The organism is Paenibacillus sp. RC21 (genome assembly GCF_044907935.1).
GTDB lineage: Bacteria > Bacillota > Bacilli > Paenibacillales > Paenibacillaceae > Paenibacillus > Paenibacillus terrae_A.
This window is the reverse complement of sequence record NZ_JBIYCS010000011.1, coordinates 26,136-51,564: the sequence shown is the minus strand read 5'-3', so window position 1 is coordinate 51,564 and position 25,429 is coordinate 26,136. Positions and strand designations below refer to the sequence as shown.

Genomic DNA, 25,429 nt, shown 5'->3' with positions numbered 1-25,429 from the left:
CTGACGCATACGATAATTGCGATGAAGCGATAAGGGAGTGAGCGTGATATGAATGGACTTACACCTGGAAATATCGATGAAAACAACATCAATGCACTGCTTGCCTGCATCGCCTTTCAAGAGCTGTCATTAAGTCACCTGATTAATGCTGAAGGTGAGAAAATACAATATGCCGTCGGGACCCTTCCCGGCCTTACACCACCCGCAGGGAGCATTGCCGAGCTTCTGGAAGTAAATAACAGCGTACAATCGGTTTTGAATTGTACGTTTTTAAACGAGCTTGCCCTTCTGGCTCAGCTCCAGTGCCTGCTCAATCCGTCAGGCATTACCGGGGCAACCTGTTGTTTTCCGTTTGGAAGCACTGGAGCTACTGGAGCTACGGGTGACACCGGAGCCACGGGAGCGACAGGCGACCCAGGCGCCACGGGCACTACGGGCGCTACCGGGCCTACTGGAGTTACCGGGGACACGGGCGATATTGGTGCGACTGGCGCTACGGGGGCCAACGGGCCCACCGGGGCCTCGGGCACCGCGGGCGCTACCGGACCTACCGGAGCTACGGGCACCGCGGGCGCTACAGGGCCCACCGGAGCCACGGGCATCGCGGGCGCTACAGGGCCTACCGGAGCCACAGGTACCGCGGGCGCTACTGGGCCCACCGGAGCCACGGGCATCGCGGGGGCTACCGGGCCTACCGGAGCCACGGGTACCGCGGGCGCTACTGGGCCCACCGGAGCTACGGGCACCGCGGGCGCTACCGGGCCCACCGGAGCTACGGGCATCGCGGGGGCCAACGGGCCTACCGGGGCCACTGGCATCGCGGGCGCTACCGGACCTACCGGGCCCACCGGAGCTACGGGCACCGCGGGCGCTACCGGGCCCACCGGGGCTACAGGCATCGCGGGGGCTACCGGGCCCACCGGAGACACGGGTACCGCAGGGGCTACCGGGCCTACCGGAGCCACAGGTGCCGCGGGCGCTACCGGGCCCACCGGAGCTACGGGCACCGCGGGCGCTACTGGACCCACCGGGGCCTCTGGGGGTTTAGCCAGCGCACTAAGCCGTACCAATACGGGACCTAATACCATCCTGCTGGGAGGCGCTATCACCTTTGCTACAGCGGGTGCTTCTACGGGAACGTTTATCACCGTCGTCAACAACACTACTTTTGGCCTGACCCAGGCAGGTCTTTACAAAGTAAGTCTGGTGCTCAGCACAGCGACCCTGACCCTGCTGTCTACCATCACTCCCTCATTCACCGGAACAGCTACTCCCAACCCGGGAAGCTACTCTTTCCCAGCGGTTCTAGCAGGTGGCGAAATCGCCGCATCTCTGTTGTTTCGGGTGACGGTACCCGGAAATTTACAATTTCTCGTATCCGGGTTGACCTTATCACTGGCAGGAGGGACCAGCTCAATGATCGTCATCGAATACATTTCCGCCTAGCTCTCTTTTTCAAGCCTGGGTGGTCAACACCTGATCCGATAACGAACGACGTATTCCCGCAGCCTCCAAGGTGGCCTGTGCTTCTACAGGCCGCCCCATTTTTGCCAAACAGATGGACATGTAGTACAATGCATAGCTGCTGCCGACTCCTCGCAAAGTCACATATTTCCATGAATTATCACCCATGCGAGTACATTTTTCGAACTCATAATAAGCCTCCAGCAATAACCCCTGATCCAACAGATACAACGCTTTATAAAAATACAAATCTACATAATCCGGGTACAATTGCAGTACCTTGTCAATTCCCGGCCATATCCCCTTCAGGCTGCCATGACGAATTAAGGTATCGTATTTTAGCTTGTAAACAAGCGCTGGTGGCAGCTTTCCCTGTTCCAGAAAACCGGTAATCGCCAAATTATTCAGTTCAAAAGCCCTCTCCCATTGCTGCAAACGACTATATTCACTTGCCAAATGGTAATCACACCACGGGTCATATTCAGCCTGTGCCTTCTCCCGCTCCAGCAGCCGAATATTCCGCTTTGACTTTTCCTTCACCTCTACGACCTTCTCTGCATATCCATAATGGTGTACCGTCACGGGCAGCAGTGGAGCTTCTGGGGTGTCCTGTTTTCCCGCCGGAGGTTGCAGCCTTTCATGAATATCACGCACAAACTGATACCCGATGTCATTTCGGAACAAACGAATTTGCGGACAACTGTATACAAAACCATCCATTTCGTTGAGTACCTTCAAAGCAGCAGTATCTGCATGAATCGCCTTTACAAACTCATGCAACTGTCCACTCTCATCGTGATCCAGTTCTTCATCCGCATCTAGCCATAAAATCCATTCTCCTGTCGCGCGGGCTATTCCCGCATTGCGTGCATTTGCAAAGCTGTCATCCCATTCGTACGAATCAACGGAACACCCCATGGAACGACAAATGTCTATCGTCCCATCCGTGGACCCCGTATCCGTTACAATAATCTCATCCACAACATTCTTGGCACTTTGCAAGCAAGCTTCCATCCGTTCCGCCTCATTTTTGACAATCATGCACAGTGAAATGAACGGCCGGCTCATGCCTTCCCCCCCTTGCATCAGACTTTGATTTTCTAATCTATTAGAGCGCTGCTCAATTTATGATCATCACGCATACCCTCATACTCGTTCAACCGAAATTCCCACATAATGAGCAAGCCATCCTAATAAAATGGAGATTATACCAAGTTTTTTGGGAGGGACAAAGAGCATGGTAACCGTCAGCTTATGCATGATTGTCAAAAATGAAGAAGAAGCACTTCACACCTGCCTCAAATCAGTCCATGATCTGGTGGATGAAATCATTATCGTCGATACCGGCTCTACCGACCGCACCCAAGAGGTAGCCGCATCGTTCAATGCCCGGATATACGATTTTGAATGGTGCGATGATTTTTCCGCAGCCCGTAACTATGCATTTGATCAGGCAACACAGGACTATCAATTTTGGCTGGACGCCGACGACATCCTGGAAGAGCAAGACCGACTCGCATTTCTCGACTGGAAAAAGCAAGCCACCCTTTCATATGACAGCATTACAATGGATTATGTGCTATCCGTGGATGAACAGGGACAGCCGCTGCATAAGCTCAAAAGAAACCGAATTGTCCGCCGGGACCGTAATTATAGATGGATCGGTTTTGTACACGAATTCCTGAATGTGATAGGAAGCACCTTTCACAGCAATATGGCGGTGACCCATAAAAAAACACGTGCTTACACTGACCGAAATTTGCACATATACCTCAAGCACCGGGAGCAGGGCACCGTATTTTCTGAACGAGATCACTACTATTTTGGCAATGAACTGTATGACAACGGACGAACGGTAGATGCCATACAGCAGTACGAACACTATTTAAGTCTGAATCAGGGATGGATGGAGGACCGGATTGCTGCTTGCTTTAAGCTTGCGGATTGTTACGGCCGCCAAGGTCAAAAACAGGAGCAACGTATGGCTCTGCTTCGCACGCTTAATCTCGACATACCACGCGCCCAGTTCTGCTGTGCCTTTGGCAATATGTTGATTGAAGCGGAACAGTATGCTCAAGCCATTTACTGGTTTCGTCAGGCTACACTGATCGAACCACCACAAGATGCGATGGCCTTAACCAATTCGTCCTATTACACCTGGCTTCCGCACTTGCAATTATGTCTGTGTTATGACCGGATTGGTGACATTGATAAAGCAAAATTGCATCACCGTATGTCCCAGCTGCACCATCCTACTCATCCCAGCGTTTTATATAATGAACAGTATTTCTCACAGCTACAACAGGGATGAGGAAGAGACGGGACCGGGTATGGCATTCCATGCAGCTGACCATAGCCATGATGCAAATTCGGAGTGAAGGGAGAGATTGAACTTGTCTATGCCCGGTATTCCCGACATCAATCCCCTCATCTCTCTAACGAGAAAAGAAGTTATTCATATGATACTCGCATCTATTGCTATGGAGGAAATGGGCCTGTCCAGCATACTTCATGCAGAAGGTGAAAAAATACAACGGTTCGTAAACGACGAGGACGTTTGCCTGCAAGATATCCTGCAGTTGAATCGAAGTGTAGAACGAGTATTGCGAGGGGTGGTGAATAACCAGATTTTGCTCCAGCACAAACTGGAGGACGTATTACTACTCGATGGAGAAAGCAGGTCTAACTGTTACCCTGATCCTGATCACAGCGGTCGGTCTTGCCCGAAAAAGGGTGGTGATCACAATCCATGCCGCAAAAAAGACGATTGGGAATGCTGCGGAGACCCTGATGAATGCGATGAAGAATAAAGGGTTTAGCAGCCATCCGCCAGATGAACCTTACGTCCTCCAGCTTTTCCGAGCCGCAACCCATCTCAACACAGGTTTAGCCACATTAGCCAAATCCCAAAGCCGAATGGTCTCCTTTTTGTCGGACAAAACAAACGAAAACATCTCCTCTCCCTTGTGGCTGCAATTGAATCATTCTACCCTCCAGCAATTGGAGATATCGCTCCTGATCCAAATGGAAGTCGGAAATCATTGGAACACCCTTATATCCACTTTGCATGATGACATCCGACTCCGGCGGGAATACAGAAGTGTCCTGTCTGAAATTTCTATTTCCATAGATGCCCTGGAGACGGCTGCATCCCTCTTATTCGAACAAATCATCCGCTTGCAATTTCTCCTGTCCGTCGACCCTTCCACCCGCCTGTACAAAGATGAACATCAGGAGGCCCTGAGACTGTACCATCAGATTGAACGCTCCCTTCACCTTTTGGAGCATGGGCAGCACCTGATGCATTGGCTCAAAAAGCAGATCAACTCCTCCCCTTCTTCGGAAAGCTCACAGTTTCCTTCGGAGGTTCAACAAGCAAGGAGAGCCAGCAGTCTGGGCTGGCTGCAATTATTAAAGTTCCAGTGGGATTCAGGCCATGCGGCCTCCACGTTACCACCGGGTCAAATGAATCATTTACCCCAAGCAATCGAGCAATTGCAATCCGTTTACAAAATGTATTCAGGCGATCCCGGTGGCTTCGACGCCTATGTACAGCAACAAAAGCCTGTCACTCCAAAAAGACAGCCTACCTTCGGAAAAGTATGGCTGTCCCCCCTGCTTCCATATTCTAAACATTTCCGATAGCCACAACGTATGAAACACATCAGATTTATGTCATAAGGAGGTTTCACATGTCCTTCCCTAATATTCCCAATGTAACACCCACGATTAACCTAACACGGGATGACGCGATTAACCTGTTGCTATCATCCATTGCCTTTGAGGAATTGGGACTTAGTCACATCATCAATGCCGAGGGTGAAAAAATTCAATATGTGCTCGGCACGATACCTGGGCTGACGGGAGGAACGGCTACCATTGCTGACGTTCTTGCCGTGGACCAAAGTGTCAAAAGCGTGCTGGACACCACCGTGAAGAAAGAGCTGCTGCTGCAAGCAAAGCTTGAAAGTGTGCTGGCCGCCCCCACACTGGCCGGTCCCACAGGATCGACTGGACCGACAGGTCCTGCGGGCGGTCCGGTCGGCCCGACAGGGGGGACGGGTGCGACAGGAGCCGCAGGTGCCACTGGGGCTACAGGTGCTGCAGGAACTGCGGGTGCAGCTGGAGCAGTTGGAGCTACAGGGGCTACCGGAGTTGCTGGCTTAGCCGGAGCCACCGGAGCCACAGGTCTGGTCGGGGCCACAGGCCCTGCGGGTGCGGCGGGGGCAGTAGGACCGGTAGGACCGGCCGGAGGCACTGGATCTATAGGAGTGACGGGAGCCACCGGTACAGGGGTGACGGGAGCTACTGGTGTTGCTGGAGCCACAGGTGTAACCGGAGCCACAGGTATCAATATCACCGCTACGAATGCTTTTGTGGCGAATACAACTGGTGGCCTAATAACCGTATTGCTTGGTGGAACGAACGTGACCTTCCCCGGTCCGCCTCAGACGCTGAGCGGAGGCGTTACCATCAACGGTACTAATGATGTATTGACTCTGGCGAACGCCGGAACCTACTACATCGCTTATGAGTTGAACACAACAGTTGGTCTTCTTCTGAGCAGCCGTTTGCTCATTAACGGCGTGCAGGCTCCAGGGTCCGTCCTGTCTCCCGTGATCTCGCTGTCCTCTTATAACAATACTGTTATCGTGAACGTAGCAGCCGCAACAACCATCAGCGTGCAATTTTTCGGGGCCGTAGGTGCTGCCACATTGGTCGGAGGCGGCGCGACAGGCGCATCATTGACCATCATTCGACTTAATTAAGATGCGCCATCATCTGCTGCCAGTACATCATCTCTCGAATGAGTTACCTATAACCATGCTTGCTCATCTGTATAGACGCTGCGAAAGGCGCTTCCAACTGGAGCGCCTTTCATTTTACAATAAGCTTATCCTCATCCCCTTCCATACATTGGATTACAGTGATACACACGCCGTGAAACTGTTCTAACGGAAAATGTACTTAGGATATCCATTTCCCATTCCCTCAAAATATTTTCTTCCGGTCTCGTTCCCCCTTCAAAATTTCCACAGACTCGTGGAAACGGAGCGAGTGGATTATTTCGCGTTCACGCAGAAACTTCAGACTATCCTGCAAATCCACATCATCTGTCAAATCAATCAGCCACTGATATGTAGCTCTCGCCTTTTCCTCTGCCGCAATATCCTCATACAAATCCGCGATTGGATCACCCTTGGCTTGAAAATAGGTCGCTGTAAAAGGAACGCCGCCTGCGCTCTGGTAATACAGCGCATGATCATGCGCCGCATAATATTCCCCCAGCCCGGCTGCCTTCATTTGCTCTACACTCGCATCCTTGGTCAGCTTGTAAATCATAGTCGCAATCATTTCGAGATGAGCAAATTCTTCCGTACCTATATCATTAAGTACGCCGATAACCTTATCCGGAATCGTATACCGCTGATTCAGATACCGCAAAGCCGCCGCCAGCTCGCCATCCGCTCCGCCATACTGCTCCATGAGCAACTTGGCCATGTGAGGATCACATTTGCTGACACGTACGGGATATTGCAGCTTTTTTTCATATACCCACATTTATGTTCCTCCTTTATAAAAGGTTGTACCTGCCTATACCTGCCACGGCCAAGGGGATTGGCTCCATTCCCAAGGGTACTTGGAATAGGCACGGCCAAAATTTTGCAGAGGTCCGTACAGGATCTGGTACTCATTGGCAATCCCGGTCCTTTCCTGTGTCAGCTTATTGAACTGTTCGATAGCCTGTAAATCATCCGGGTGCGTATTGAGATACAAATTCAGTTCCACCAATACAAAATCCACCGTCTGCAGCTTCTCCAGCAGCGCATAAAACTGTGCATCACCCGGCTTGGTCTGGGGCGCATAGCCTTGGTATGGGTTTCTGTCGTTCTGATTGTAGCCCTCAGTATGGTCTTGCTGTTGATACGGGTTTGCATAGGGACTTTGATACGGGTTCTGCTGTTGGTTCTCAACCTGATTTCGATTCTGAGGCTGGTTTTGGGCCTGACCCTGATTTGGATAATCCATTTTACTCGCCTCCCCCCTGGTTTCTACAAGACTCATAAGGGCTGTAAAACAAAGGCCATAGCGTTCCCTTCCTCAGCGCCTCTTCTGGACTGAATTGAGGCAGACCTGGGGGCTGAAATTGTACAAACAGGTTTGGTGGAAGTACAAAGGTTTTGCACAAAACGGGCGGACACGGATCGAACGGACCGACAAACGGGGCAAACTCACCTTGCTGTGGAAATTTCACGGGCCGGGACCTCCTTTGATTGATCCATCTGCTTTACTATTCAACATATGCGGCATCGCCCAAGTCTCGAACAAAAAATTACAGATAAAAAAAGAACCTTCAAAACCACGATAACGTGGATCTAAAGGCTCTTGCTTTTACACTCTATAATAGCTTTCATACCGGAACCGACCCTAACCATATCTATGGATCAGGACTCATCGGTGGAAAGTTCATCTTCGATCACAGGGTCGAGCTTGCGGTGAATCCTCACTCTCATAATACGAAGCCTTGTCGCTTCCTCCACCTCAAAGGTCAGGTTATAAAACTCAATCTTTTTCCCCTTCACTGGGCTGCCTTCCAGTTCTTTAAACAGCCAGCCCCCGATGGAATCCACTTCGTCGTCTTCAATGTTCACCCCGGTCAAATCATTGACATCCTCAATGAGCATACGGCCGTCCACCGAAATGAGATTATCCTTAATCTCCACGCTCGGACGTTCATCCTCAAATTCATCGTAGAGATCCCCGACGATTTCCTCCAATATTTCCTCCGCTGTCAGCAGCCCGGCCGTTCCGCCGTACTCATCGACCACGAGAGTCATCTGAGAATGCTTTTTCTGCATAAGGCGCAGCACGTGACTCACTTCCATGGATTCCGGCACATTCAAAATAGGACGCACCACCGAGGCCAGATCCAATTGCTCGCCCTGCTCAGCCAATAGAAGATCGGTAATATGAACAAAGCCGATAATCTGGTCCTTATCCTCAACCGCTACCGGGTAGCGAGAATGCTTGGTATCACTGATGATTTTCAGATTTTCCTTATACGATAAATTCGTATACAAGCAGTCCATATCCGTACGAGGAAGCATAATTTCACGGGCCAGCAAATCGGAAAAATCAAAAATATTGTCCATCAGCTTGATTTCGTCCTTATCAATAACACCGCTTTTGGCACTCTGATTCATCAAGATACGAATCTCTTCCTCCGAATGCGCCGCTTCTGCTTCACTCGCAGGCTGGATGCCGAACGCCCGCAATAACAAATTCGCCGCGGCATTCAACACCCAGATGACGGGCAAAAAGATCTTGTAAAAAAGGAGCAAAGGAGCGGATAAAAACAATGCCACACCTTCGGTTTTCTGGATCGCCAAAGACTTTGGAGCCAGCTCACCCAATACAATATGCAAAAAGGTAATCACGCAAAATCCGACGACAACGGATACCGTTGTAATCAGTGTACCGTCAGTTACACCGAGTTTGTGCATGAGTGGCTCGATCAGGTAGCCGGATATTGCTGGTTCACCAATCCAGCCCAAGCCCAATGAAGCCAGCGTAATGCCTAATTGGGTAGCGGACAGGTAAGCATCCAGCTTCTGGTTCACCTTTAGCGCATAGCCTGCCATGCGATGCCCCTCACTTTGGAGCTGCGTCAATCGGGATTGGCGCATTTTGACCAGCGAAAATTCCGCCGCCACAAATACACCGTTCAGAAAGACGAGCAGCAGTACCAAAAGAAGATTCACTGTTAGCAATCCCCAATGAAACTCGGTATGACCTTCCAATACGAACTCCCCATTTCTATAATTAGCATTTTGCATAATTTGACTTGCAACGCTCCATGGTATGATTGAAAGTCGCTAATTGGATTTATGCAAAATGCTCATAGTTGTAATGCTTTTCTGGATTTAAAATCGACTCCCTTGTAATACATATCCGCTACGAGCAGATTCGGTCCGCAACAGGCAGCGGCATCACAATGACAGTTCACGGTCTGATTCAACGGATGCTCATTCAGCCATTCACCGAAAATATCGTCCAGACCGCGCTCCTGAATATTTCCGAAAGCCGGAATGTCTGCGAAATCCGTCACATATACGCTGCCCGTGAACATATTCACATTTACGCGGTTTCTTCCGTCCGGATCATTACGCACCGTAATATTCGGTTCCTGACGCAGTCGGCGAAGCAGCTTGCGGTCTTCTTCCCGGTCTGAGCAGGCAAAGAACGGCAGCGTGCCAAACAGCATCCACATATCCTGATTGCGCACATCCAGCAGCTTATGAATGGAGTTGCGCATATCGTCGAGAGAAAGGACAGGCAAGGTAGAGGCAAAATTCGATGCGTACATCGGATGAACCTCATGCCGTCGACAGCCCATTTCATTAATCAACTGATGAATACCATCCAGCTTCGTGTGTGTGCGGTAATTAATCATGGATTCGGCAGAAATAAACATACCCATTTCGCTCAACCTGCGGGCATTTTCCACCATTTTCTCATAAAGACGAACAGCCCCCGCGCGTGGAGTCGGACGTCCGGTATTTGCAAAACCCACTTCATAAAAATCGTCGGCATTCAAATAATTAAACGATATATGCATGACATCCAGATAAGGGAGCATCTTCTCATATCTGCGAATATCCAATGTCAGGTTGGAGTTGATTTGCGAGCGAATACCACGCTCTTTGGCATATTTCAGCAGCGGAACGATCACTTCGTCCACCGTTTTATCGAGCAAAGCGGGTTCTCCGCCTGTCATACTGATCGTCTCCAGATGCTCGACTTCATCCAGTCGTTTCAGCATCAGATCTAACGGAAGGAAGGGAGCCTCCTTCATAACAAGCATGTCGCCCACAGCGCAGTGCTCACAGCGCATATTGCACAGATGCGTCACGGTCATTTCCACACTTGTCAGCAAATGACGGCCATGTGTGCGCAGCGAGACAATCGGGTCCCACGGATCATATGCTGGTGATATTTGTGAAAGTGTGTTGTTTTGTAGAACTGTCATTATTTTTCACCTTATTTCTGTTATTAACCTCAAAAGACGTATGAATATCATATCATGATGTGTAAAGTAGCTGCATATTTTCTGCCACTTCATTTGCTAATCCACGTGCATTGCTCCAAAAGGGGAAGCTGTAGCACCCAGTGTGTTGGTAATCATCACCGAAAGAGATACGGACAGATCCACGTCGTAAGGCGCTTTCAGTTCCTGTCCGTCCCGATCCCTCACAATGCGAATAACGGGCCTTTGTGGGATTTTGGAGTGTATGCGCACCACAACCCCTTCTTCCCCCGTATTGAGCATCACGGAGAGCCCCAGCGGGTATATAGCTACACAATCGCGGAATGCCTCCAGCATCCGTTGCTCATACAACGTGCCCGCACCGGCATACAGCACCTCCATTGCTTCATAGGGCAACAATGGCTGCTTGTATATTCGACTTGCTGTCATCGCATCGTATGAGTCTGCCAGGCCGATCCATTTGGCGTATTCGTGGATTTGGTCCTTCTTCCAGCCGTTCGGATATCCGCTGCCGTCGATACGTTCATGATGCTGTAATGCACAGTGAGCCGACAGCAGGGGAATTCCCGGTTCGTCTTTAAGCAGCTTATAGCCGATCACCGTGTGCGTTTTCATGTGCTCGTATTCCTCGTCCGTCAATTTGCCCGGCTTATAGAGCACTTGAGGTGAAATTTTCATTTTACCAATATCGTGCAATAGTGAACCTATGCCCAGTTCCATAAGTTGGTTGTTATTGTATCCGTTGGATATTCCTAGTACAAGTGAATACAGACATACATTCAATGAATGATGATACAGATCCTGATCTGCCGCCCCGATATCCATCAGCATAATGACGGCATCCTGACGGCCTCCGATATCGTCCAGAATGGACTCCATCACCTTATAAAATGACTTGCCAAAGTATTGGTGCTTATGATCTACGGAGTAGGATGTCTGACCCTGAAACTGCTTCTTGATCTCCTGTAGCGCCATCTTCCTCGTCTGTTCATGGATCATTTCGGGAATTACGATATCTTCTGTCACCGCATCCTCAATGTATACATATCCAATTCCGACTTGGCCTAGACGTTCAATCAATCGCGAAGTAAGCTCAACACCCTCCGAGAGCAGCACCATTCCATTTTCATTGTATATTTTTTTGCCCAGCTTCATGCCGGCTCTTAATAATGTAACAGGTACCAGTCGCAACTTAATCCTCTCCCGATTGTTGTGATACCTGAAGCCACCTAGCTGCAAAACACTCTTCCATCGCGCCCGGACGCTTCAACTCCATTTCAATCAAATCCCGCAAAAATTCTGGAAGCATAAATCGGAGTTCCGTTCCGTTCGCAAGCACTTCATAACCTGCTCTGAAAGTGAACATATCCAACGTGCCTACCGTATATTGCTCATCTTCTTCCAATGAACGACCCACTACACGTATATCCGTCACTTTATCATAAGGAGCGCGAGTCGTGTCATATTGAATCTCCAGACCTTCCACACACATCGTACCAAGCACTTTACCTCTAAAGCCAAATCCCGTTATTTTCTTGTCCGCAAATTCCGGTAGCAAGGACTGCTCCAGCGCCAGCCGGATGTCTCTTCCCCACAGCTTCATGACACAGGCATTAATTGGCGAAGGGCATAAGGAATGCAGCATTCCTTTGCTGATATCACCTTGAGGTAAAGGGCCAAGCAGTTGGCCCGCATTCACAAGAGAAATAGCGGTTCCCGTAAAATGTGACACCGATTGTGCCAGCAAATTTCCGAAAGGAGACTCCCGATCATATGCAATCTCCAGCTTCCGATCCGTCACCGCCACTGTACTCTCCATGGCACGCTCTGCCTGTCTCCGATGCAGTACAATGGCAGATGCCACCTTTTCGTCCAGCAGTGTGTGGTCTACAGGAGCTACGCCGCCTGACGTAACCCGAAACGGTTCATGACTACTGTTGCGGCTTAGTGCCACTTCACCCAGCAGCGTTCCATACTTGCCAGCCCCACATAGAGCTGTGCTCCCGATCCACAGCGGTTCCTCCAGCACATGATGGGTATGGCCTCCAAGAATCACATCAATCTCCGAAAACCGCGATGCCAGTTTCTTATCCGAAGGTAAACCCAAATGCGACATCACAACCAGAACATCGACCTGCTTTCTCAGGGACGGAATTTGCTCGCCCAATACCTCAAACGGATCGAGTGCATCCCATCCCAGCAATTGATAGAACTCGCCGAAAGGAGCCGTCACTGCGAGCAAGCCTATCTTAAACCCCACCTTGTCCAAAATGAGTGAATCCGTCATCCACAAGGGCTTCATCCCTGTGGCACTCTCCCTAATGTTGCCGCATACAACCGGGCAGTGAATTCCCGCATAGGCCTGTGCAAGAATATCCGGGGTAAAAGTCAGACCCTCGTTGTTACCAATCGTAATCGCATCGTACCCCGTCAAATTGATCACATCCACATTCGCCCCACCCAGCGTTCCTTCCGTTTCGGGGGCCATCCGGTCCATGTGGTCTCCCATATCCAGCACAAGCAGCGCATCTCCTAATGCGGCTCTTCGTTCATTAATCATCGCGGCTATCGAAGGCATACTGCCAAAATGACTATGTATATCATTGGTATGCAAAATGGTTAACGTTTGCTGGGTCGTCATCTCCATAACCGCCCTCCTCTATAGTTTATATATCGACTCTGTTGCTTCTAATGTTTAAGCATACCATGTTATTTCCCATTATGGTACATGTCGGTGGGGGCGCTACAACTGACAATTTAGCTACTGTGTTGTCTCAAGAAACAGTCACGGGGAGAAGCAAAGTCACAATGCCCTCGTATACCTCTGAGAAGAGACGGGTTCCTGGGACCTATTTTACAGCTAGGAATAATAGTGAATTAGTCGTTGTCATCCCATATTATTCTTGATATATTAGGTTTGCTTCGTATTTTCGACAAATTTACGACAATAAGGAGGTTAAGCGCATGAGAGTTCACGTTACCGATGCCAAGCCAGGAGATCTTCTCAGATCCGATACATACAATGAACACGGTGTACCCGTCATGATTCGGGGTACCCAGCTTCAGCACGACGATATCTCCAAGCTCATCATGCATGGTGTCGATTATATCGACATTGATGCCGGTTCAGCGAGCATTCCGGTTGACTTTGCCCCCGATGTTCCCGCTTCTCCCGAATCCCTTAAACGTGCCGTTCCCCTCATGGAGCAGACTATTCATGGCTTTGAAAGCATGTTTCTCAAAGCTGCCTCAACCGGCAAATTTGATGAATCTCGAGTCGATGAGCTGCTCAGCCCCCTCGTTTCAGAGCTGACTCATCAAAAAGATGTCGTATCTCTGCTGCTGCTCATGGAACGGGGAGATCACTATACGTACAATCATTCTCTCCAAGTGGGTGTACTGTCATATTACATTGCCACATGGCTTGGATATACAGAAGAAGAAGCCTATACCGCTGGTAAAGCCGGATATTTACACGATATAGGCAAGTCCATGATACCGGATGAGATTTTGAATAAACCTGGTAAGCTGACGCCTGAAGAATTTAAGGAAATGAAAAAACATTCCCTCTACGGCTATGATATCATTCGCAACTCAACAAGTGATGAGATTTCGGCAATCGTCGCCCTGCAGCATCACGAAAGAGAAGATGGAAGCGGATACCCGAACGGACTGTTCAAGAAGGATATTCATCCTTTCGCCAGTATTACGGCAATTGCAGACGTATATAGCGCTATGATCTCCAACCGTGTGTACCAGACGAAGCAGGAGCTGCTCACCGTACTGCGCGAGCTGCACAGCATGAGCTTCGGACATCTGAACCCGGAAGCCACCCAAGTCTTCATCCGGCATATGCTTCCGAACTTTATTAACAAGCAGGTCCTTCTGACTTCGGGTCAGACGGGAACGATTATTTTGAACAATCCTGCCGATTATTTCAGACCTTTAGTGAAAATTAATGAAAATGAGTATATAGATTTGTCCAGAGAGCGACATGTATCCATTGATGAAATTTATCTGGAATCCTGATCTGCGAACTCGTTCTGCTCATACACAGACTACGCGAATAAAAAGAGACTGTCCTTGATCCGCAGGTTCTTCCCTACGAAGGACAGTCTCTTTTTATGTTACGGACACACGCCTGATAGACATCATCGCATCATGGCTCAGCCCCAACATAACCCTCGTAAAGCGAGAATTATCCTATGGAACCTTCCATTTCGAACTTGATCAAACGGTTCATCTCGACCGCGTACTCCATCGGCAGTTCTTTGGTGAACGGCTCGATAAAGCCCATAACGATCATTTGTGTCGCCTCTGCTTCGGTCAAACCACGGCTCATCAGATAGAACAACTGATCCTCCGATACCTTGGAAACCGTTGCTTCGTGCTCCAGCGTAATGTCGTCGTTCATGATTTCATTATAAGGAATCGTATCCGAGGTCGACTGATTATCCAAAATCAACGTATCACACTTGATATTCGATTTTGCCCCTTGAGCCTGACGACCGAATGAAGCCAGTCCGCGATACGTTACTTTACCGCCATGCTTACTGATCGACTTGGATACAATCGTCGATGTCGTATCTGGTGCCAAGTGGATCATTTTCGCCCCTGCATCCTGATGCTGGCCTTTGCCTGCAACTGCAATGGACAAAACCATACCTTTAGCTCCACGGCCTTTCAGCACAACTGCCGGGTATTTCATCGTCAGCTTGGAACCGATGTTACCATCGACCCATTCCATCGTTGCATTTTCTTCTGCAACCGCACGTTTGGTCACCAGGTTAAAGATGTTTGGTGCCCAGTTTTGGATCGTTGTGTAACGAACGCGTGCATTTTTCTTACAAATGATTTCCACCACTGCGCTATGCAGCGAGTTCGTGCTGTAAATCGGAGCCGTACAGCCTTCTACATAATGAACGAAGCTGTCCTCGTCGGCAATAATGAGTGTACGCTCGAATTGTCCCATGTTTTCCGAGTTAATACGGAAGTAAGCCTGCAATGGAACTTCACATTTTACACCCTTCGGTACATAGATAAAGCTTCCGCCTGACCATACCGCACTGTTCAGTGCTGCAAACTTGTTGTCCGCAGGAGGTACAACTGTCGCAAAATACTCTTTCAGAATTTCAGGATGCTCACGCAGCGCCGTATCGGTGTCCATGAAAATAACGCCCTGATCTTCGAGTTCCTTTTGCATGCTATGGTAAACAACCTCGGATTCATACTGTGCGGATACACCAGCCAGAAACTTTTGCTCCGCCTCAGGAATCCCCAGTTTATCAAAGGTTTCCTTAATTTCCGTAGGAACTTCTTCCCACGTTTTTCCTTGCCTCTCGGAGGGTCTTACATAGTACTGGATATCGTCGAAATCCAGATCATTCATATCTCCGCCCCAGTTTGGCATAGGCATTTTTTCAAACTGCTTCAGTGCTTTCAGACGGAATTCCAGCATCCATTCTGGCTCATCCTTAATTTTGGAGATTTCCTTTACGATTTCCGGAGTGAGACCCTTACCTGTTTGGAAAATGGATTTGTGCTCGTCACGAAAGCCATATTTATACTCTTCCATTTCCGGTGCTTTCTTGGCCATGTTTCTCAAACCTCCTCTATTCTAGTTAAATTATTGTTTTTCATCAATTCCTTTGCGCAGCGCATTCCAGGCCAAAGTCGCACATTTGATACGGGCCGGGAACTTATTGACACCTGACAAAGCTTCCAGCTCTTCATAATCGTCGAATTCGGCGGCTTCACCCTTCATCAGAGAAGAGAAGCGATTCGCCATATCCAGTGCCTGATCAATCGTTTTTCCCTTAACCGCCTCTGTCATCATTGAAGCGGAGGACATACTGATTGAACAGCCTTCTCCTGTAAAACGGGCATCCTCGACAACGCCGTCCTTCGTCTTGAGTTGAAGAGAAATCCGGTCACCACACGTAGGATTGTTCAAATCGACCGTGACCACGTCATCCTCAAAACGTCCGCGATTCCGCGGATTTTTATAATGATCCATAATTACACGTCGGTACAAGTCATCAAGTTGCATCGCCAAAATACTCCTTCGTTTGGATTAGGGCGCTGATCAAAACGTCGACTTCCTCTTCCGTGTTATAGAGGTAAAAGCTGGCTCGCGCCGTTGCACTGGCTTTCAACCAGCGCATCAATGGCTGGCAACAGTGATGGCCTGCACGTACAGCCACCCCTTTACTATCCAGCACGGTCGCTACATCATGCGGATGTACATCATCCAGATTGAATGTTACGAGTCCTACATGACGTTCAGCAGGACCGTAAATCGTCAAGCCATCCACTTCACGGAGACGTTTGAGAGCATAGTTGGCCAGACGGCTTTCATGCTGTGCAATCGCGTCCAGCCCGATGCTTTCCAGAAAATCAATGGCAGCTCCCAAACCGACAGCTCCGGCAATGATCGGGGTTCCGCCTTCGAATTTCCAAGGCAGCTCCTTCCATGTGGATTCATACAATCCCACATCGTCGATCATTTCCCCGCCGAACTCAATCGGCTCCATGTTTTCCAGCAGCGCCTTCTTGCCGTACAGTGCCCCGATCCCTGTAGGACCACACATTTTGTGACCAGAAAAAGCATAAAAGTCAGCATCAATGTCTTGCACGTCTACTTTCATATGTGGCGTGCTTTGTGCACCGTCTACAACGATGACTGCGCCTTTGCGATGCGCAATAGCTGCAATCTCTTTGATCGGGTTCACAACGCCAAGCACATTGGAGACATGCGCAATGGCTACAATTTTTGTGTTTTCAGTGATGGTATTCTCCACGTCAGCAAGATCAACGCTACCGTCCTCTTGAAGCGGGATATATTTTAAAGTTGCGCCTGTGGCTTTGGCTACCTGTTGCCACGGAATCAGATTGCTGTGATGTTCCATCGGTGTGATGACAATCTCATCACCTTCCTGACAGTTGGCTCTGCCATAGGAAGAAGCAATCAGATTCAGCGCCGTTGTCGTTCCTCTTGTGAAAATAATTTCCTGACTGCGCTTTGCATTCAGAAAGCGGGCTACCTTCTCCCGCGCACCTTCATAAGCATCCGTAGCACGGCTGCCCAAGGTATGCACTCCACGATGAACGTTCGAATTATCATATTCGTAGTAGTGCTTGATCGCCTCAATGACCGCCAGCGGTTTTTGCGAAGTGGCCGCATTATCCAAATAAACCAGCGGATGACCGTTAATCTCCTGATGTAAAATCGGGAACTGTTCACGGATCAATGCAGTATTCATTGGCCTAACTTCCTTTCAACAAGGCTTTGCAGCTGCTGTTGAAGTCCTTCGAGCGGAATTTCAGAAACGACAGGTGCCAGGAAGCCATAAATAATCAAGCGTTCAGCTTCTGCACGGCTAATCCCGCGGGACATCAAGTAATACACTTGTTCACGATTCACCTGACCGACCGAAGCTGCGTGACCTGCGGTCACATCATCCTCATCAATCAGAAGGATCGGGTTAGCGTCACCACGCGCTTTCGGGCTAAGCATGAGAACACGTTCTGTTTGCTGGCCGTCTGCTTTGGTAGCACCTTTTTCAATTTTCGTAATACCGTTAATAATGGAAGATGCATTTTCACGCATAACTGCGCGTGTAATCATCTGGCTGGCTGAACTTTTGCCAAAATGCTGTGCTTGTGTCGTATAGTTCAGCTTTTGCGAGCCGGAGCCTACAGCAATAATCTTGGCATCCGAGTTGGAGCCGTTGCCTTTCAGCACGGACATCGTGTTGCTCGCTGTATTGCCATAGTTCATTTCTCCGACAATCCATTCGATAGCTGCGTCATTACCCAACGTAGCACGGCGGATGGAAATATCCGTTACTTGCTCTCCAAGCTGATGCACCGTTGCATAGCGCACCTTGGCTCCTGCATTCGCTACCACTTCTACTGCGCCATTATGAATGACAGGTGTTGCCAAATCCGCAGATACATAGTTGTCTACGTACGTTACGGAGCTATGGCTTTCAGCAATGAGCAGTACGTGAGGTGCAAACGTCGCCGTCGCATCATCTGTCAGAAAAACAGCCTGAAGCGGAACACTTAACTCCACATTCTTCGGCACATAAGCGAATACTCCACCGTTCCAGATCGCTGCGTGCAGCGCGGACAATGAATTTTCATCCGTCTTAATGACCGTATTCAGATGAGCTTTAACTAAATCACCATGCTCCTTAACCGCCGTTTGCAGATCCGTGAAAATAACGCCTTGCGCTGCCAATTCCTCGCTCAGCTTCACATATACCGCGCCGGAGTTGCGCTGGATAATCAGACCGCCCTCCTGCTGATCTTTTACCAGATCGGCAATCGCTGCGGGAACCTGCCCCACCGATGCAATCGCCTCGCTGTTTTTATGTTGACCGTAATCGTTGAGATTCCAACGTTCGATTTTAGTTTTTTCAAATACCGGAAGCTCCAGTTTGCCTGCAAGCTCAAGTGCTTTTTGTCTGTCTGCGGTCAGCCATGACGGCTCGCCGTTACGTTCGGACAGAACACGCAGTTGCTCGGAATCTACCGGAAGGATTGTTTGTGTACTCATTAGTTTTCCTCCTCGCTTCCGGCTTACGCCTCTTGTCCTACAGTTTCATCAACGATACCCAGTTCTTCCTTGATCCAGTCGTAACCGTCCGCTTCCAGACGCTCAGCCAGCTCAGGTCCACCGGATTTAACGATGCGTCCTTGCATCATGACATGTACGAAATCAGGCTTAACGTAATTCAACAGACGCTGGTAGTGAGTAATGATGAGGAAACCGCGCTCTTCGGAACGCATAGCATTGACACCGCTAGCCACGATTCTCAAAGCGTCAATATCCAGACCGGAGTCGATTTCGTCAAGAATGACGATTTTCGGATCGATCATCATCATTTGCAAAATTTCATTCCGTTTTTTCTCACCACCGGAGAAACCTTCGTTCAGATAACGGTGAGCAAACTCAGGATTCATTTCGAGTTCCTTCATTTTGCTTTCCATTTGGCGGATAAATTTAATCAAGGAAATTTCTTGGCCTTCCTCACGGCGTGCATTAATTGCACTACGCAAAAAGTCGGAGTTGGTTACCCCTGCAATTTCACTCGGATACTGCATAGCCAGGAACAATCCCGCACGTGCGCGCTCATCCACTTCCATGTCCAGAACGTCTTCTCCGTCCAAAGTTACTTGGCCATCTGTGACTTCATATTTGGGATGACCCATCAAAGCAGAAGCCAATGTACTTTTACCCGTTCCGTTAGGACCCATGATGGCATGGATTTCTCCGCCCTTCATTTCGAGGTTGATGCCTTTCAGAATTTCCTTGCCTTCAATGGTCGCTTTGAGACCTTCAATCTTAAAGTTTGTAGCCATATTCGGAATACCCTCCAAAATTTGTAGTGTGGTGTCGAAATCAGAAAGTATATTTAAACAGGGGAGCCCCCTGATTTCAAGCAAGCGAAAATATTTAAAAATTTATTTATAATCATTCTAAACTGATTCTCAATGATTCTCAAGTTATTTTATAATAAATATCTTTAAGGGTGCAACCAACGGACACACGTTATGCGACTTTCTTCATAAAATATTCATACTAACTCAGCTCACAAATGGCAAAATAGCATACGGACCTCACTAAATTATGAAGTGTGTTCAAAAGCCATCCTGATGAACAACGAAGAGGAAAGGTGAAACTCTACCGTGATTGTTTGCCTCCTATTTTTATTATAGCGTAATTCTTCATCATACCGCATATCCAATCATAATCGCTTCCCATCTGAGGAGTTTGCAAAGCGACTGGAATTGAATTATGCAAAATCCTGATCTATGAAAAAGCATTAAAATGCTGTAAATTGTCTTTTTCATCCATAAAAACGCTACCGACAATATGACGTCAGTAGCGTTTTTACATGTAGCGCTTATTTCAGAACAAAAACCCATCTATATGAAATGGAATTCAACTGCCAGAATTAAGCCTCCAGCATCATTTTTTCGATTAGCCCAGATAAGAGCGAAGCATCCACATATGTTTCTCCAGATCCGCTTTATAACCAATCAGCAAATCTGCGGTTGGCTGATCAGATGCGCTTTCAGCCAGCTCAATTCCTTCCTGAAATTCCTCGCAGACAGTGGCAAAGTCCTCAATTAGCGTTTGCACCATTTTCGGCGCATCCTCATTGCCACTTGCCTCATGAATGGAGGACAGCTCCAGATATTCTTTTAACGTTGCGGAAGGAGACCCTTTCAGCGCCAACAGGCGTTCGGCGATCTCGTCCATTTTCAGCGTAATTTCATTATATAGTTCTTCAAATTTAACATGGAGTGTGAAAAAGTTGGAGCCTTTCACATACCAGTGATAGTTATGAATCTTCACATATAGTACATTCAGGTTAGCGACCTGGCGGTTTAACAGTTCTTCCACCGATTTCGTTTGCGTATTTTTCGAGTTGCTTGTTGTTTTAGCCATAATAAATCCCTTCCTTTTTCATCAAATTGATCATTCAGGAACGTTTACGTATTCATCCACCGTCCTTCTGACGGGAAGACGCCAGCGGGCACGGTATTTCGCCTGCCGGACGTCTGTTTATTATTTACCCTTCTCATATGAAGACGAAACAAAATCTTACGTTCCTTTCTCCTATTCCGCCTCCCCACAAAAAAAATGTACAAAACTCAAACAATTTTCGTTATACTTGGCTCTATCCAAGCGAAATGGTTGGTTTAATCTTGTAGTATTTCTCATCATAGATGTATGCACAATTTATGGAGGTGACTTCGTTGTCCCAATATCATGCTTTTACGACAGAAGAAGCAATTGAATTTGTGAAGAATATCCCCGGATTTTTTAGTCAGGATGCTCGTCTGGAATGCCGCGAAATCGGTGATGGCAACCTGAATCTGGTTTTTCATATTACGGATTCTGAATCTGACAAGAGTATCATTGCCAAACAGGCGCTTCCCTATGTGAAAATCGTAGGTGAATCCTGGCCGCTGTCACTGGATCGTGCCCGTATTGAACGCGAGGCGCTTCAGAAGGAGCACCACATTTGCCCTGAGCTCGTTCCTGCGGTGCTCGGCTATGACGATGAACTCGCCTTGACTGTGATGGAGGATCTAAGCTCGTACACAATCATGCGCAAAGGATTAATCGAAGGAAACACATATCCGCATTTTGCTGACCATATTGGAGAGTTTCTGGCGCGTACGCTCTTTTTTACCTCGGATCTGGGCATGAATCAGCAGGACAAAAAAGAGCTGGTCAAGCGCTTTATCAACCCGGATCTTTGTAAAATCACCGAGGATCTTATTTTGGACGAGCCTTATCGGTTTTCAGACAATAACAACTACGGTTCCTATATCGAAGACGAGGCAGAGGCGCTTCGTACAGATCAGGCCATTCATCTGGAAGTAGCTTTGCTGCGAGAGAAGTTTCTGACACGGACAGAAGCGCTTCTGCACGGCGATCTTCATACAGGCAGTATTTTTGTAACAGCGGAGTCCACTAAAGTCATTGATCCCGAGTTTGCCTACTACGGACCGATGGGCTTTGATATCGGAGCGGTGATTGCCAATCTGCTGTTGAACTATGCAGCACAACCTGGATGGACTTCTGGCGAGACAGCTGTACAGGAACGCCGTGACTGGCTTTTAGAGACTGCCATTCAGGTATGGGAGCAGTTTGAGTGCGGGTTCCGCAAACTGTGGGACCAGCATGTTACTGACCACATGGCCCGCACGCCGGGATATCAGGACTTGTACCTCCAGAAAGTGCTGCAAGATACGATTGGCTTTGCAGGCTGCAAGGTCATCCGCCGGATCATCAGCTTGTCGCATGTGGCCGATATAGACACGATTGCCGATCCTGCGATCAAGGAAGCAGCGGAAAGACTGGCGTTATCTATAGGAAAAGCCTTGGTTCTCCGCAATCGCGAGGTGCATTCGATCCGTGAATTGGGAGACATTATTCAGACAGCAACGGCTGCCCCAACTAAAGGAGCTTAATGGATATGAGTGAAAATAAAGAATCTACGACTAAAGCTTTCAATGAAGCAATCGCGCCTGGTCAGGCTCTCTCGTCGCTGGTGTGGAAAGGTGACCACTTGTCCATGCTGGACCAGCGCCTGCTGCCCGAATCCATCGTGATGCTGGATTTGTTCACAGCCGAGGAAGTGTGGGATGGCATCCATGCCATGAAGGTACGCGGTGCGCCAGCCATCGGAATGGCTGCGGCCTACGGCGTCGTGCTGGGTGCTTCCGCTTACGGCGGAACCGATGCTGCTGGATGGCTGGAGCATGTACACAGCGTTTGCGGGCATTTAGCTACATCACGACCGACCGCAGTGAACCTGTTCTGGGCGCTGGACCGCATGAAGAAGCGGGCCAAAGAACTAACCGCCGAAGCGACCGAAGGACGGGTCGAGGATTGGAATGCCGGATTGGAGCGTGAAGCTATATCCATTCAGGCAGAGGATGAGGAAGTATGCCGCCTGATCGGCGTCCATGCTTTACCTCTATTCGAAGACGGTATGGGCGTGCTCACTCACTGCAATGCAGGCGGACTGGCGACAGCGAAATACGGGACGGCACTCGCGCCCATGTACCTTGCACATGAAAACGGCATACACCTGAAAGTGTTTGCCGACGAAACACGTCCCGTGCTCCAAGGGGCGCGTCTGACCGCGTTTGAGCTCCAGCAGGCTGGCATTGATGTAACCCTGCTGTGTGACAACATGGCAGGTATGGTCATGGCCAAAGGATGGGTCCAGGCCGTCATCGTTGGCACGGACAGAGTGGCGGCTAATGGCGATGTCGCCAACAAAATCGGCACTTACAGCTTAGCTGTGCTGGCCAAGGCACATGGCATCCCTTTTTATGTAGCTTCACCGCTATCTACGATTGATTTGCATACTGCTACAGGCGCAGACATTCCCATCGAGGAGCGTCCTGCGGAGGAAGTCACCGAAAGCTTCGGCAAAAGGACAGCCCCACAGGGCATCAAGGTCTATAACCCGGCTTTCGACATTACGCCTCATGAATACATTACCGCCATCATTACCGAAAAAGGGATCGTCCAAGCTCCCTTTAGCGACAGCCTGCCCGCTTTATTTGCGGATTAATTCGTTTGCCAGGCCATGCAGCTCGTATGAAAGCGAAATCGTTTTACTCGATAAAATGTAACTTTTCTATTTGAAAAAACCGGAGCGAAGCAGCCCCGGTTTTTTCGCGTTTTTCTACCTTTGTGCAGCAAAAGCTCCACTTAGACCAGCTTCAAAAGTGCCTCATACCCCGGCATACCCGGCTTAATTCCAAGCTGCTCCGCTTCCGTCGTCACCGACTCCATGGGCGCTTCCAACAATTCGCGCAGCGTTTTTACACCCACAGCTCGTGCGGCAAGAATTTTCCGATCTCCCAGCCGTTCATTCAGCAATCCGACATCCAGTGCGCCGCACATGATGTAACCATGGGAGTTGGAGATAGTCAACAGCGTTGTTTTAGGCAGTTTGACCTCAACTCCGATAAATGTATGCTTACCCACTTGTATGGGTTCCATGTGTATCATTGTTTTCACTGCACCTCCTCTTTGTTCATCCGGGATATTTTATGCAGTATTTGGGGGTGAGTGTGGACACCCGTGGATACATATTGAATATTAGGGCGCTAATTTTTGTGCACCCTGTCGGAGCATTCAAAATTTGACGATGCCGCATCATAAAGGATATTATATATAGATTAAATCCTGAATTGAGGTGATCACCGAGCATGAAGTATTCTAAAGCGACGAACTATGCCCTTCACACCATGCTTTTTCTGGTAGTATCACCCCCTAATAATAAGCCTGTTGGTGTACAACAGTTGGCGGATCGACAAGGGGTTTCGCCTACTTACTTGTCCAAAATACTGACCAAGCTGGTCAAGGCGGGAATGATTGAATCTACTTCGGGTGCCAATGGCGGTTATAGATTGAAGCGGAACTGGGAGGATATTTCGTTCCTGGATGTTATTCATGCAATTGAAGGCGCAACTTCTTTGTTCGACTGTTGTATGAACCATGAAGCAGAATGCTTAATTCAAAAAGTAATGGTTTCAGCGGAGACCAAAATGGATGAGCATCTTAGAAATCAAAAGTTATCCGAACTTGCCAAAGAAATAAAAATGGTTCTCTGAGCCATATTTATTTTGAGATAAGGGCCACTCTTTTTTGTTTCAAAAAGTATGCCTTTTTGCTAATCCCCTTTATCTAATTAATCAGGTTGATCTCAATTCGTACAAGCCATTTTGAAGCGAAAGACTGGCAGAACCTGCACCTTTAATCACGATCTTGGTGTTGAACCCACACGGCATCCTATCGTCCGGGAACCAAGGCCGCTGCTTGTCTATTACAATTAATAATCCTTCCGCGTCCCCTAGAGGAGTGAATTGCTTCCCGGCCTCACCCCATGAATCAATTTGGAACATTGCTGTGATAGTTTTGCAACATTCCGGAACATTATCGACTGGAAGGCCAATCTCACTTATACGAAGTAAATGCTTTGGCCCGAAAGCTTCATCTACTGCGTTGTCGAGCGAATGGTGAGCAATGAACTCGATGAGGTTATGATCAGGATCATAGAAGTAAAGTGCTGTTGCATTCCAGCTTTCGAAAAGAAACTCATCCTCTCTGGTTCTTGAAATCAATGAGATGCCCCGGTCGATTACCCATTGTTTTGCCTCTATGAACTTATTGGTTGGAATCGCAAACGCAACGTGATAAAACTCATTCTCCATGAGGGAATTTTCCTGAAGAGCAAGAACCGATTCGCCAGCTCCAAATGATAACCGTGAAGCGGTTTCCTCCAGAACCTCCAGGCCCAAGAGAGAGCCGTAAAAAGCTTTCATGGCTTCAAATCTGTGTGTATTTAAGAGCACTTCTGTTATTTTCAT

At 48.6% G+C, this 25,429-nt stretch carries 24 protein-coding genes and 1 pseudogene; 9 read left to right on the top strand and 16 right to left on the bottom strand.

Translation table 11 applies throughout. The features are described from left to right. The first annotated feature begins 48 nt into the window (after positions 1-48). Entirely contained in the window at positions 49-1,446 is a 1,398-nt protein-coding gene (locus tag ABIA61_RS24275; protein ID WP_404581366.1) for an alpha-helical endospore appendage domain-containing protein, read from the top strand. 9 nt (positions 1,447-1,455) lie between these two features. Here ABIA61_RS24275 and ABIA61_RS24270 read toward each other — a convergent pair whose 3' ends face one another. Next, on the bottom strand, positions 1,456-2,532 hold the full coding sequence (locus tag ABIA61_RS24270; protein ID WP_283655342.1) for a glycosyltransferase family 2 protein: 1,077 nt from the start codon (positions 2,530-2,532) through the stop codon (positions 1,456-1,458). A 169-nt stretch (positions 2,533-2,701) separates the two neighbouring features. Between ABIA61_RS24270 and ABIA61_RS24265 the strand changes: the two genes are divergently transcribed. The 4 genes and pseudogenes from ABIA61_RS24265 to ABIA61_RS24255 all read left to right on the top strand — a co-directional run bounded on the left by ABIA61_RS24265 (position 2,702) and on the right by ABIA61_RS24255 (position 6,233). Beyond that, positions 2,702-3,775, top strand: coding sequence for a glycosyltransferase family 2 protein (locus ABIA61_RS24265; RefSeq protein ID WP_283655341.1), 1,074 nt, complete (start codon positions 2,702-2,704; stop codon positions 3,773-3,775). Between the two features lie 88 nt (positions 3,776-3,863). Further along, positions 3,864-4,115 (top strand): annotated as a pseudogene (locus tag ABIA61_RS26665) (alpha-helical endospore appendage domain-containing protein); the annotation flags it as partial. A gap of 16 nt (positions 4,116-4,131) precedes the next feature. Then, positions 4,132-5,109 carry a hypothetical protein gene (locus ABIA61_RS24260; protein ID WP_404520701.1) on the top strand — a complete coding sequence of 326 codons (978 nt, stop codon included), beginning with the start codon at positions 4,132-4,134 and terminating at the stop codon, positions 5,107-5,109. 47 nt (positions 5,110-5,156) lie between these two features. Further along, positions 5,157-6,233, top strand: coding sequence for a BclA C-terminal domain-containing protein (locus ABIA61_RS24255; RefSeq protein WP_404520702.1), 1,077 nt, complete (start codon positions 5,157-5,159; stop codon positions 6,231-6,233). Positions 6,234-6,456: 223 nt separating this feature from the next. On the opposite strand, the gene ABIA61_RS24250 is transcribed toward ABIA61_RS24255, so the two are convergent. The 7 genes from ABIA61_RS24250 to ABIA61_RS24220 form a co-directional block, all read right to left on the bottom strand. Beyond that, a complete protein-coding gene (locus ABIA61_RS24250) occupies positions 6,457-7,026 on the bottom strand; it encodes a manganese catalase family protein (RefSeq protein ID WP_283655338.1) in 570 nt (189 codons plus the stop codon). A gap of 33 nt (positions 7,027-7,059) precedes the next feature. Next, positions 7,060-7,494, bottom strand: a complete 435-nt coding sequence (locus ABIA61_RS24245) for a spore coat protein CotJB (RefSeq protein WP_283655337.1) — start codon at positions 7,492-7,494, stop codon at positions 7,060-7,062. A 1-nt stretch (position 7,495) separates the two neighbouring features. Beyond that, positions 7,496-7,720 carry a spore coat associated protein CotJA gene (locus ABIA61_RS24240; protein ID WP_044648566.1) on the bottom strand — a complete coding sequence of 75 codons (225 nt, stop codon included), beginning with the start codon at positions 7,718-7,720 and terminating at the stop codon, positions 7,496-7,498. Positions 7,721-7,910: 190 nt separating this feature from the next. Beyond that, on the bottom strand, positions 7,911-9,266 hold the full coding sequence (locus tag ABIA61_RS24235) for a hemolysin family protein (RefSeq protein ID WP_404581365.1): 1,356 nt from the start codon (positions 9,264-9,266) through the stop codon (positions 7,911-7,913). Positions 9,267-9,364: 98 nt separating this feature from the next. Next, on the bottom strand, positions 9,365-10,495 hold the full coding sequence (yfkAB, locus tag ABIA61_RS24230; protein WP_283655335.1) for a radical SAM/CxCxxxxC motif protein YfkAB: 1,131 nt from the start codon (positions 10,493-10,495) through the stop codon (positions 9,365-9,367). 96 nt (positions 10,496-10,591) lie between these two features. Beyond that, positions 10,592-11,752: an HD-GYP domain-containing protein gene (locus ABIA61_RS24225; protein WP_283655334.1), complete on the bottom strand. Its 1,161-nt coding sequence runs from the start codon at positions 11,750-11,752 to the stop codon at positions 10,592-10,594. After that, a complete protein-coding gene (locus tag ABIA61_RS24220; protein ID WP_404581364.1) occupies positions 11,706-13,160 on the bottom strand; it encodes a bifunctional metallophosphatase/5'-nucleotidase in 1,455 nt (484 codons plus the stop codon). Before ABIA61_RS24220 ends, ABIA61_RS24225 begins: the two co-directional genes overlap by 47 nt. Positions 13,161-13,477: 317 nt before the next feature. On the opposite strand from ABIA61_RS24220, the gene ABIA61_RS24215 reads away from it, so the two are divergent. Beyond that, positions 13,478-14,542 carry an HD-GYP domain-containing protein gene (locus ABIA61_RS24215; RefSeq protein WP_283655332.1) on the top strand — a complete coding sequence of 355 codons (1,065 nt, stop codon included), beginning with the start codon at positions 13,478-13,480 and terminating at the stop codon, positions 14,540-14,542. Positions 14,543-14,711: 169 nt separating this feature from the next. On the opposite strand, the gene sufB is transcribed toward ABIA61_RS24215, so the two are convergent. From sufB to ABIA61_RS24185, 6 genes are all read right to left on the bottom strand, one after another. Then, positions 14,712-16,109, bottom strand: coding sequence for a Fe-S cluster assembly protein SufB (gene sufB, locus ABIA61_RS24210; RefSeq protein ID WP_283655331.1), 1,398 nt, complete (start codon positions 16,107-16,109; stop codon positions 14,712-14,714). A 30-nt stretch (positions 16,110-16,139) separates the two neighbouring features. Continuing rightward, positions 16,140-16,562 (bottom strand): Fe-S cluster assembly sulfur transfer protein SufU, encoded by a 423-nt coding sequence (sufU, locus tag ABIA61_RS24205; RefSeq protein ID WP_283655330.1) that lies wholly within the window; start codon positions 16,560-16,562, stop codon positions 16,140-16,142. Next, positions 16,552-17,775, bottom strand: coding sequence for a cysteine desulfurase (locus ABIA61_RS24200; protein WP_404581363.1), 1,224 nt, complete (start codon positions 17,773-17,775; stop codon positions 16,552-16,554). The genes sufU and ABIA61_RS24200 overlap by 11 nt, the downstream gene beginning before the upstream one ends. Next, positions 17,772-19,076 (bottom strand): Fe-S cluster assembly protein SufD, encoded by a 1,305-nt coding sequence (gene sufD, locus ABIA61_RS24195; RefSeq protein WP_283657774.1) that lies wholly within the window; start codon positions 19,074-19,076, stop codon positions 17,772-17,774. The genes ABIA61_RS24200 and sufD overlap by 4 nt, the downstream gene beginning before the upstream one ends. A gap of 23 nt (positions 19,077-19,099) precedes the next feature. Beyond that, on the bottom strand, positions 19,100-19,882 hold the full coding sequence (sufC, locus tag ABIA61_RS24190; protein WP_014280665.1) for a Fe-S cluster assembly ATPase SufC: 783 nt from the start codon (positions 19,880-19,882) through the stop codon (positions 19,100-19,102). A gap of 622 nt (positions 19,883-20,504) precedes the next feature. Further along, complete coding sequence (locus tag ABIA61_RS24185) at positions 20,505-20,975, bottom strand: Dps family protein (RefSeq protein ID WP_283655328.1); 471 nt, start codon at positions 20,973-20,975, stop codon at positions 20,505-20,507. A gap of 311 nt (positions 20,976-21,286) precedes the next feature. Between ABIA61_RS24185 and mtnK the strand changes: the two genes are divergently transcribed. Continuing rightward, positions 21,287-22,510: an S-methyl-5-thioribose kinase gene (mtnK, locus tag ABIA61_RS24180; protein WP_283655327.1), complete on the top strand. Its 1,224-nt coding sequence runs from the start codon at positions 21,287-21,289 to the stop codon at positions 22,508-22,510. Between the two features lie 5 nt (positions 22,511-22,515). Beyond that, a complete protein-coding gene (mtnA, locus tag ABIA61_RS24175; protein ID WP_283655326.1) occupies positions 22,516-23,625 on the top strand; it encodes an S-methyl-5-thioribose-1-phosphate isomerase in 1,110 nt (369 codons plus the stop codon). A 140-nt stretch (positions 23,626-23,765) separates the two neighbouring features. On the opposite strand, the gene ABIA61_RS24170 is transcribed toward mtnA, so the two are convergent. After that, entirely contained in the window at positions 23,766-24,068 is a 303-nt protein-coding gene (locus tag ABIA61_RS24170) for a YunC family protein (RefSeq protein ID WP_283656230.1), read from the bottom strand. 200 nt (positions 24,069-24,268) lie between these two features. Between ABIA61_RS24170 and ABIA61_RS24165 the strand changes: the two genes are divergently transcribed. Further along, positions 24,269-24,673 (top strand): Rrf2 family transcriptional regulator, encoded by a 405-nt coding sequence (locus ABIA61_RS24165; RefSeq protein ID WP_283655325.1) that lies wholly within the window; start codon positions 24,269-24,271, stop codon positions 24,671-24,673. A gap of 81 nt (positions 24,674-24,754) precedes the next feature. Here ABIA61_RS24165 and ABIA61_RS24160 read toward each other — a convergent pair whose 3' ends face one another. Further along, positions 24,755-25,429, bottom strand: coding sequence for a VOC family protein (locus tag ABIA61_RS24160; RefSeq protein ID WP_283655324.1), 675 nt, complete (start codon positions 25,427-25,429; stop codon positions 24,755-24,757).

Coding starts and splice junctions, on each gene's coding strand:
- ABIA61_RS24275 (WP_404581366.1), top strand. CDS start 49: ATGAATGGACTTACACCTGGAAATATCGATGAAAACAACATCAATGCA.
- ABIA61_RS24270 (WP_283655342.1), bottom strand. CDS start 2,532: ATGAGCCGGCCGTTCATTTCACTGTGCATGATTGTCAAAAATGAGGCG.
- ABIA61_RS24265 (WP_283655341.1), top strand. CDS start 2,702: ATGGTAACCGTCAGCTTATGCATGATTGTCAAAAATGAAGAAGAAGCA.
- ABIA61_RS24260 (WP_404520701.1), top strand. CDS start 4,132: ATGGAGAAAGCAGGTCTAACTGTTACCCTGATCCTGATCACAGCGGTC.
- ABIA61_RS24255 (WP_404520702.1), top strand. CDS start 5,157: ATGTCCTTCCCTAATATTCCCAATGTAACACCCACGATTAACCTAACA.
- ABIA61_RS24250 (WP_283655338.1), bottom strand. CDS start 7,026: ATGTGGGTATATGAAAAAAAGCTGCAATATCCCGTACGTGTCAGCAAA.
- ABIA61_RS24245 (WP_283655337.1), bottom strand. CDS start 7,494: ATGGATTATCCAAATCAGGGTCAGGCCCAAAACCAGCCTCAGAATCGA.
- yfkAB (WP_283655335.1), bottom strand. CDS start 10,495: ATGACAGTTCTACAAAACAACACACTTTCACAAATATCACCAGCATAT.
- ABIA61_RS24220 (WP_404581364.1), bottom strand. CDS start 13,160: ATGGAGATGACGACCCAGCAAACGTTAACCATTTTGCATACCAATGAT.
- ABIA61_RS24215 (WP_283655332.1), top strand. CDS start 13,478: ATGAGAGTTCACGTTACCGATGCCAAGCCAGGAGATCTTCTCAGATCC.
- sufB (WP_283655331.1), bottom strand. CDS start 16,109: ATGGCCAAGAAAGCACCGGAAATGGAAGAGTATAAATATGGCTTTCGT.
- sufU (WP_283655330.1), bottom strand. CDS start 16,562: ATGCAACTTGATGACTTGTACCGACGTGTAATTATGGATCATTATAAA.
- ABIA61_RS24200 (WP_404581363.1), bottom strand. CDS start 17,775: ATGAATACTGCATTGATCCGTGAACAGTTCCCGATTTTACATCAGGAG.
- sufD (WP_283657774.1), bottom strand. CDS start 19,076: ATGAGTACACAAACAATCCTTCCGGTAGATTCCGAGCAACTGCGTGTT.
- sufC (WP_014280665.1), bottom strand. CDS start 19,882: ATGGCTACAAACTTTAAGATTGAAGGTCTCAAAGCGACCATTGAAGGC.
- ABIA61_RS24185 (WP_283655328.1), bottom strand. CDS start 20,975: ATGGCTAAAACAACAAGCAACTCGAAAAATACGCAAACGAAATCGGTG.
- mtnA (WP_283655326.1), top strand. CDS start 22,516: ATGAGTGAAAATAAAGAATCTACGACTAAAGCTTTCAATGAAGCAATC.
- ABIA61_RS24170 (WP_283656230.1), bottom strand. CDS start 24,068: ATGATACACATGGAACCCATACAAGTGGGTAAGCATACATTTATCGGA.
- ABIA61_RS24165 (WP_283655325.1), top strand. CDS start 24,269: ATGAAGTATTCTAAAGCGACGAACTATGCCCTTCACACCATGCTTTTT.
- ABIA61_RS24160 (WP_283655324.1), bottom strand. CDS start 25,429: ATGAAAATAACAGAAGTGCTCTTAAATACACACAGATTTGAAGCCATG.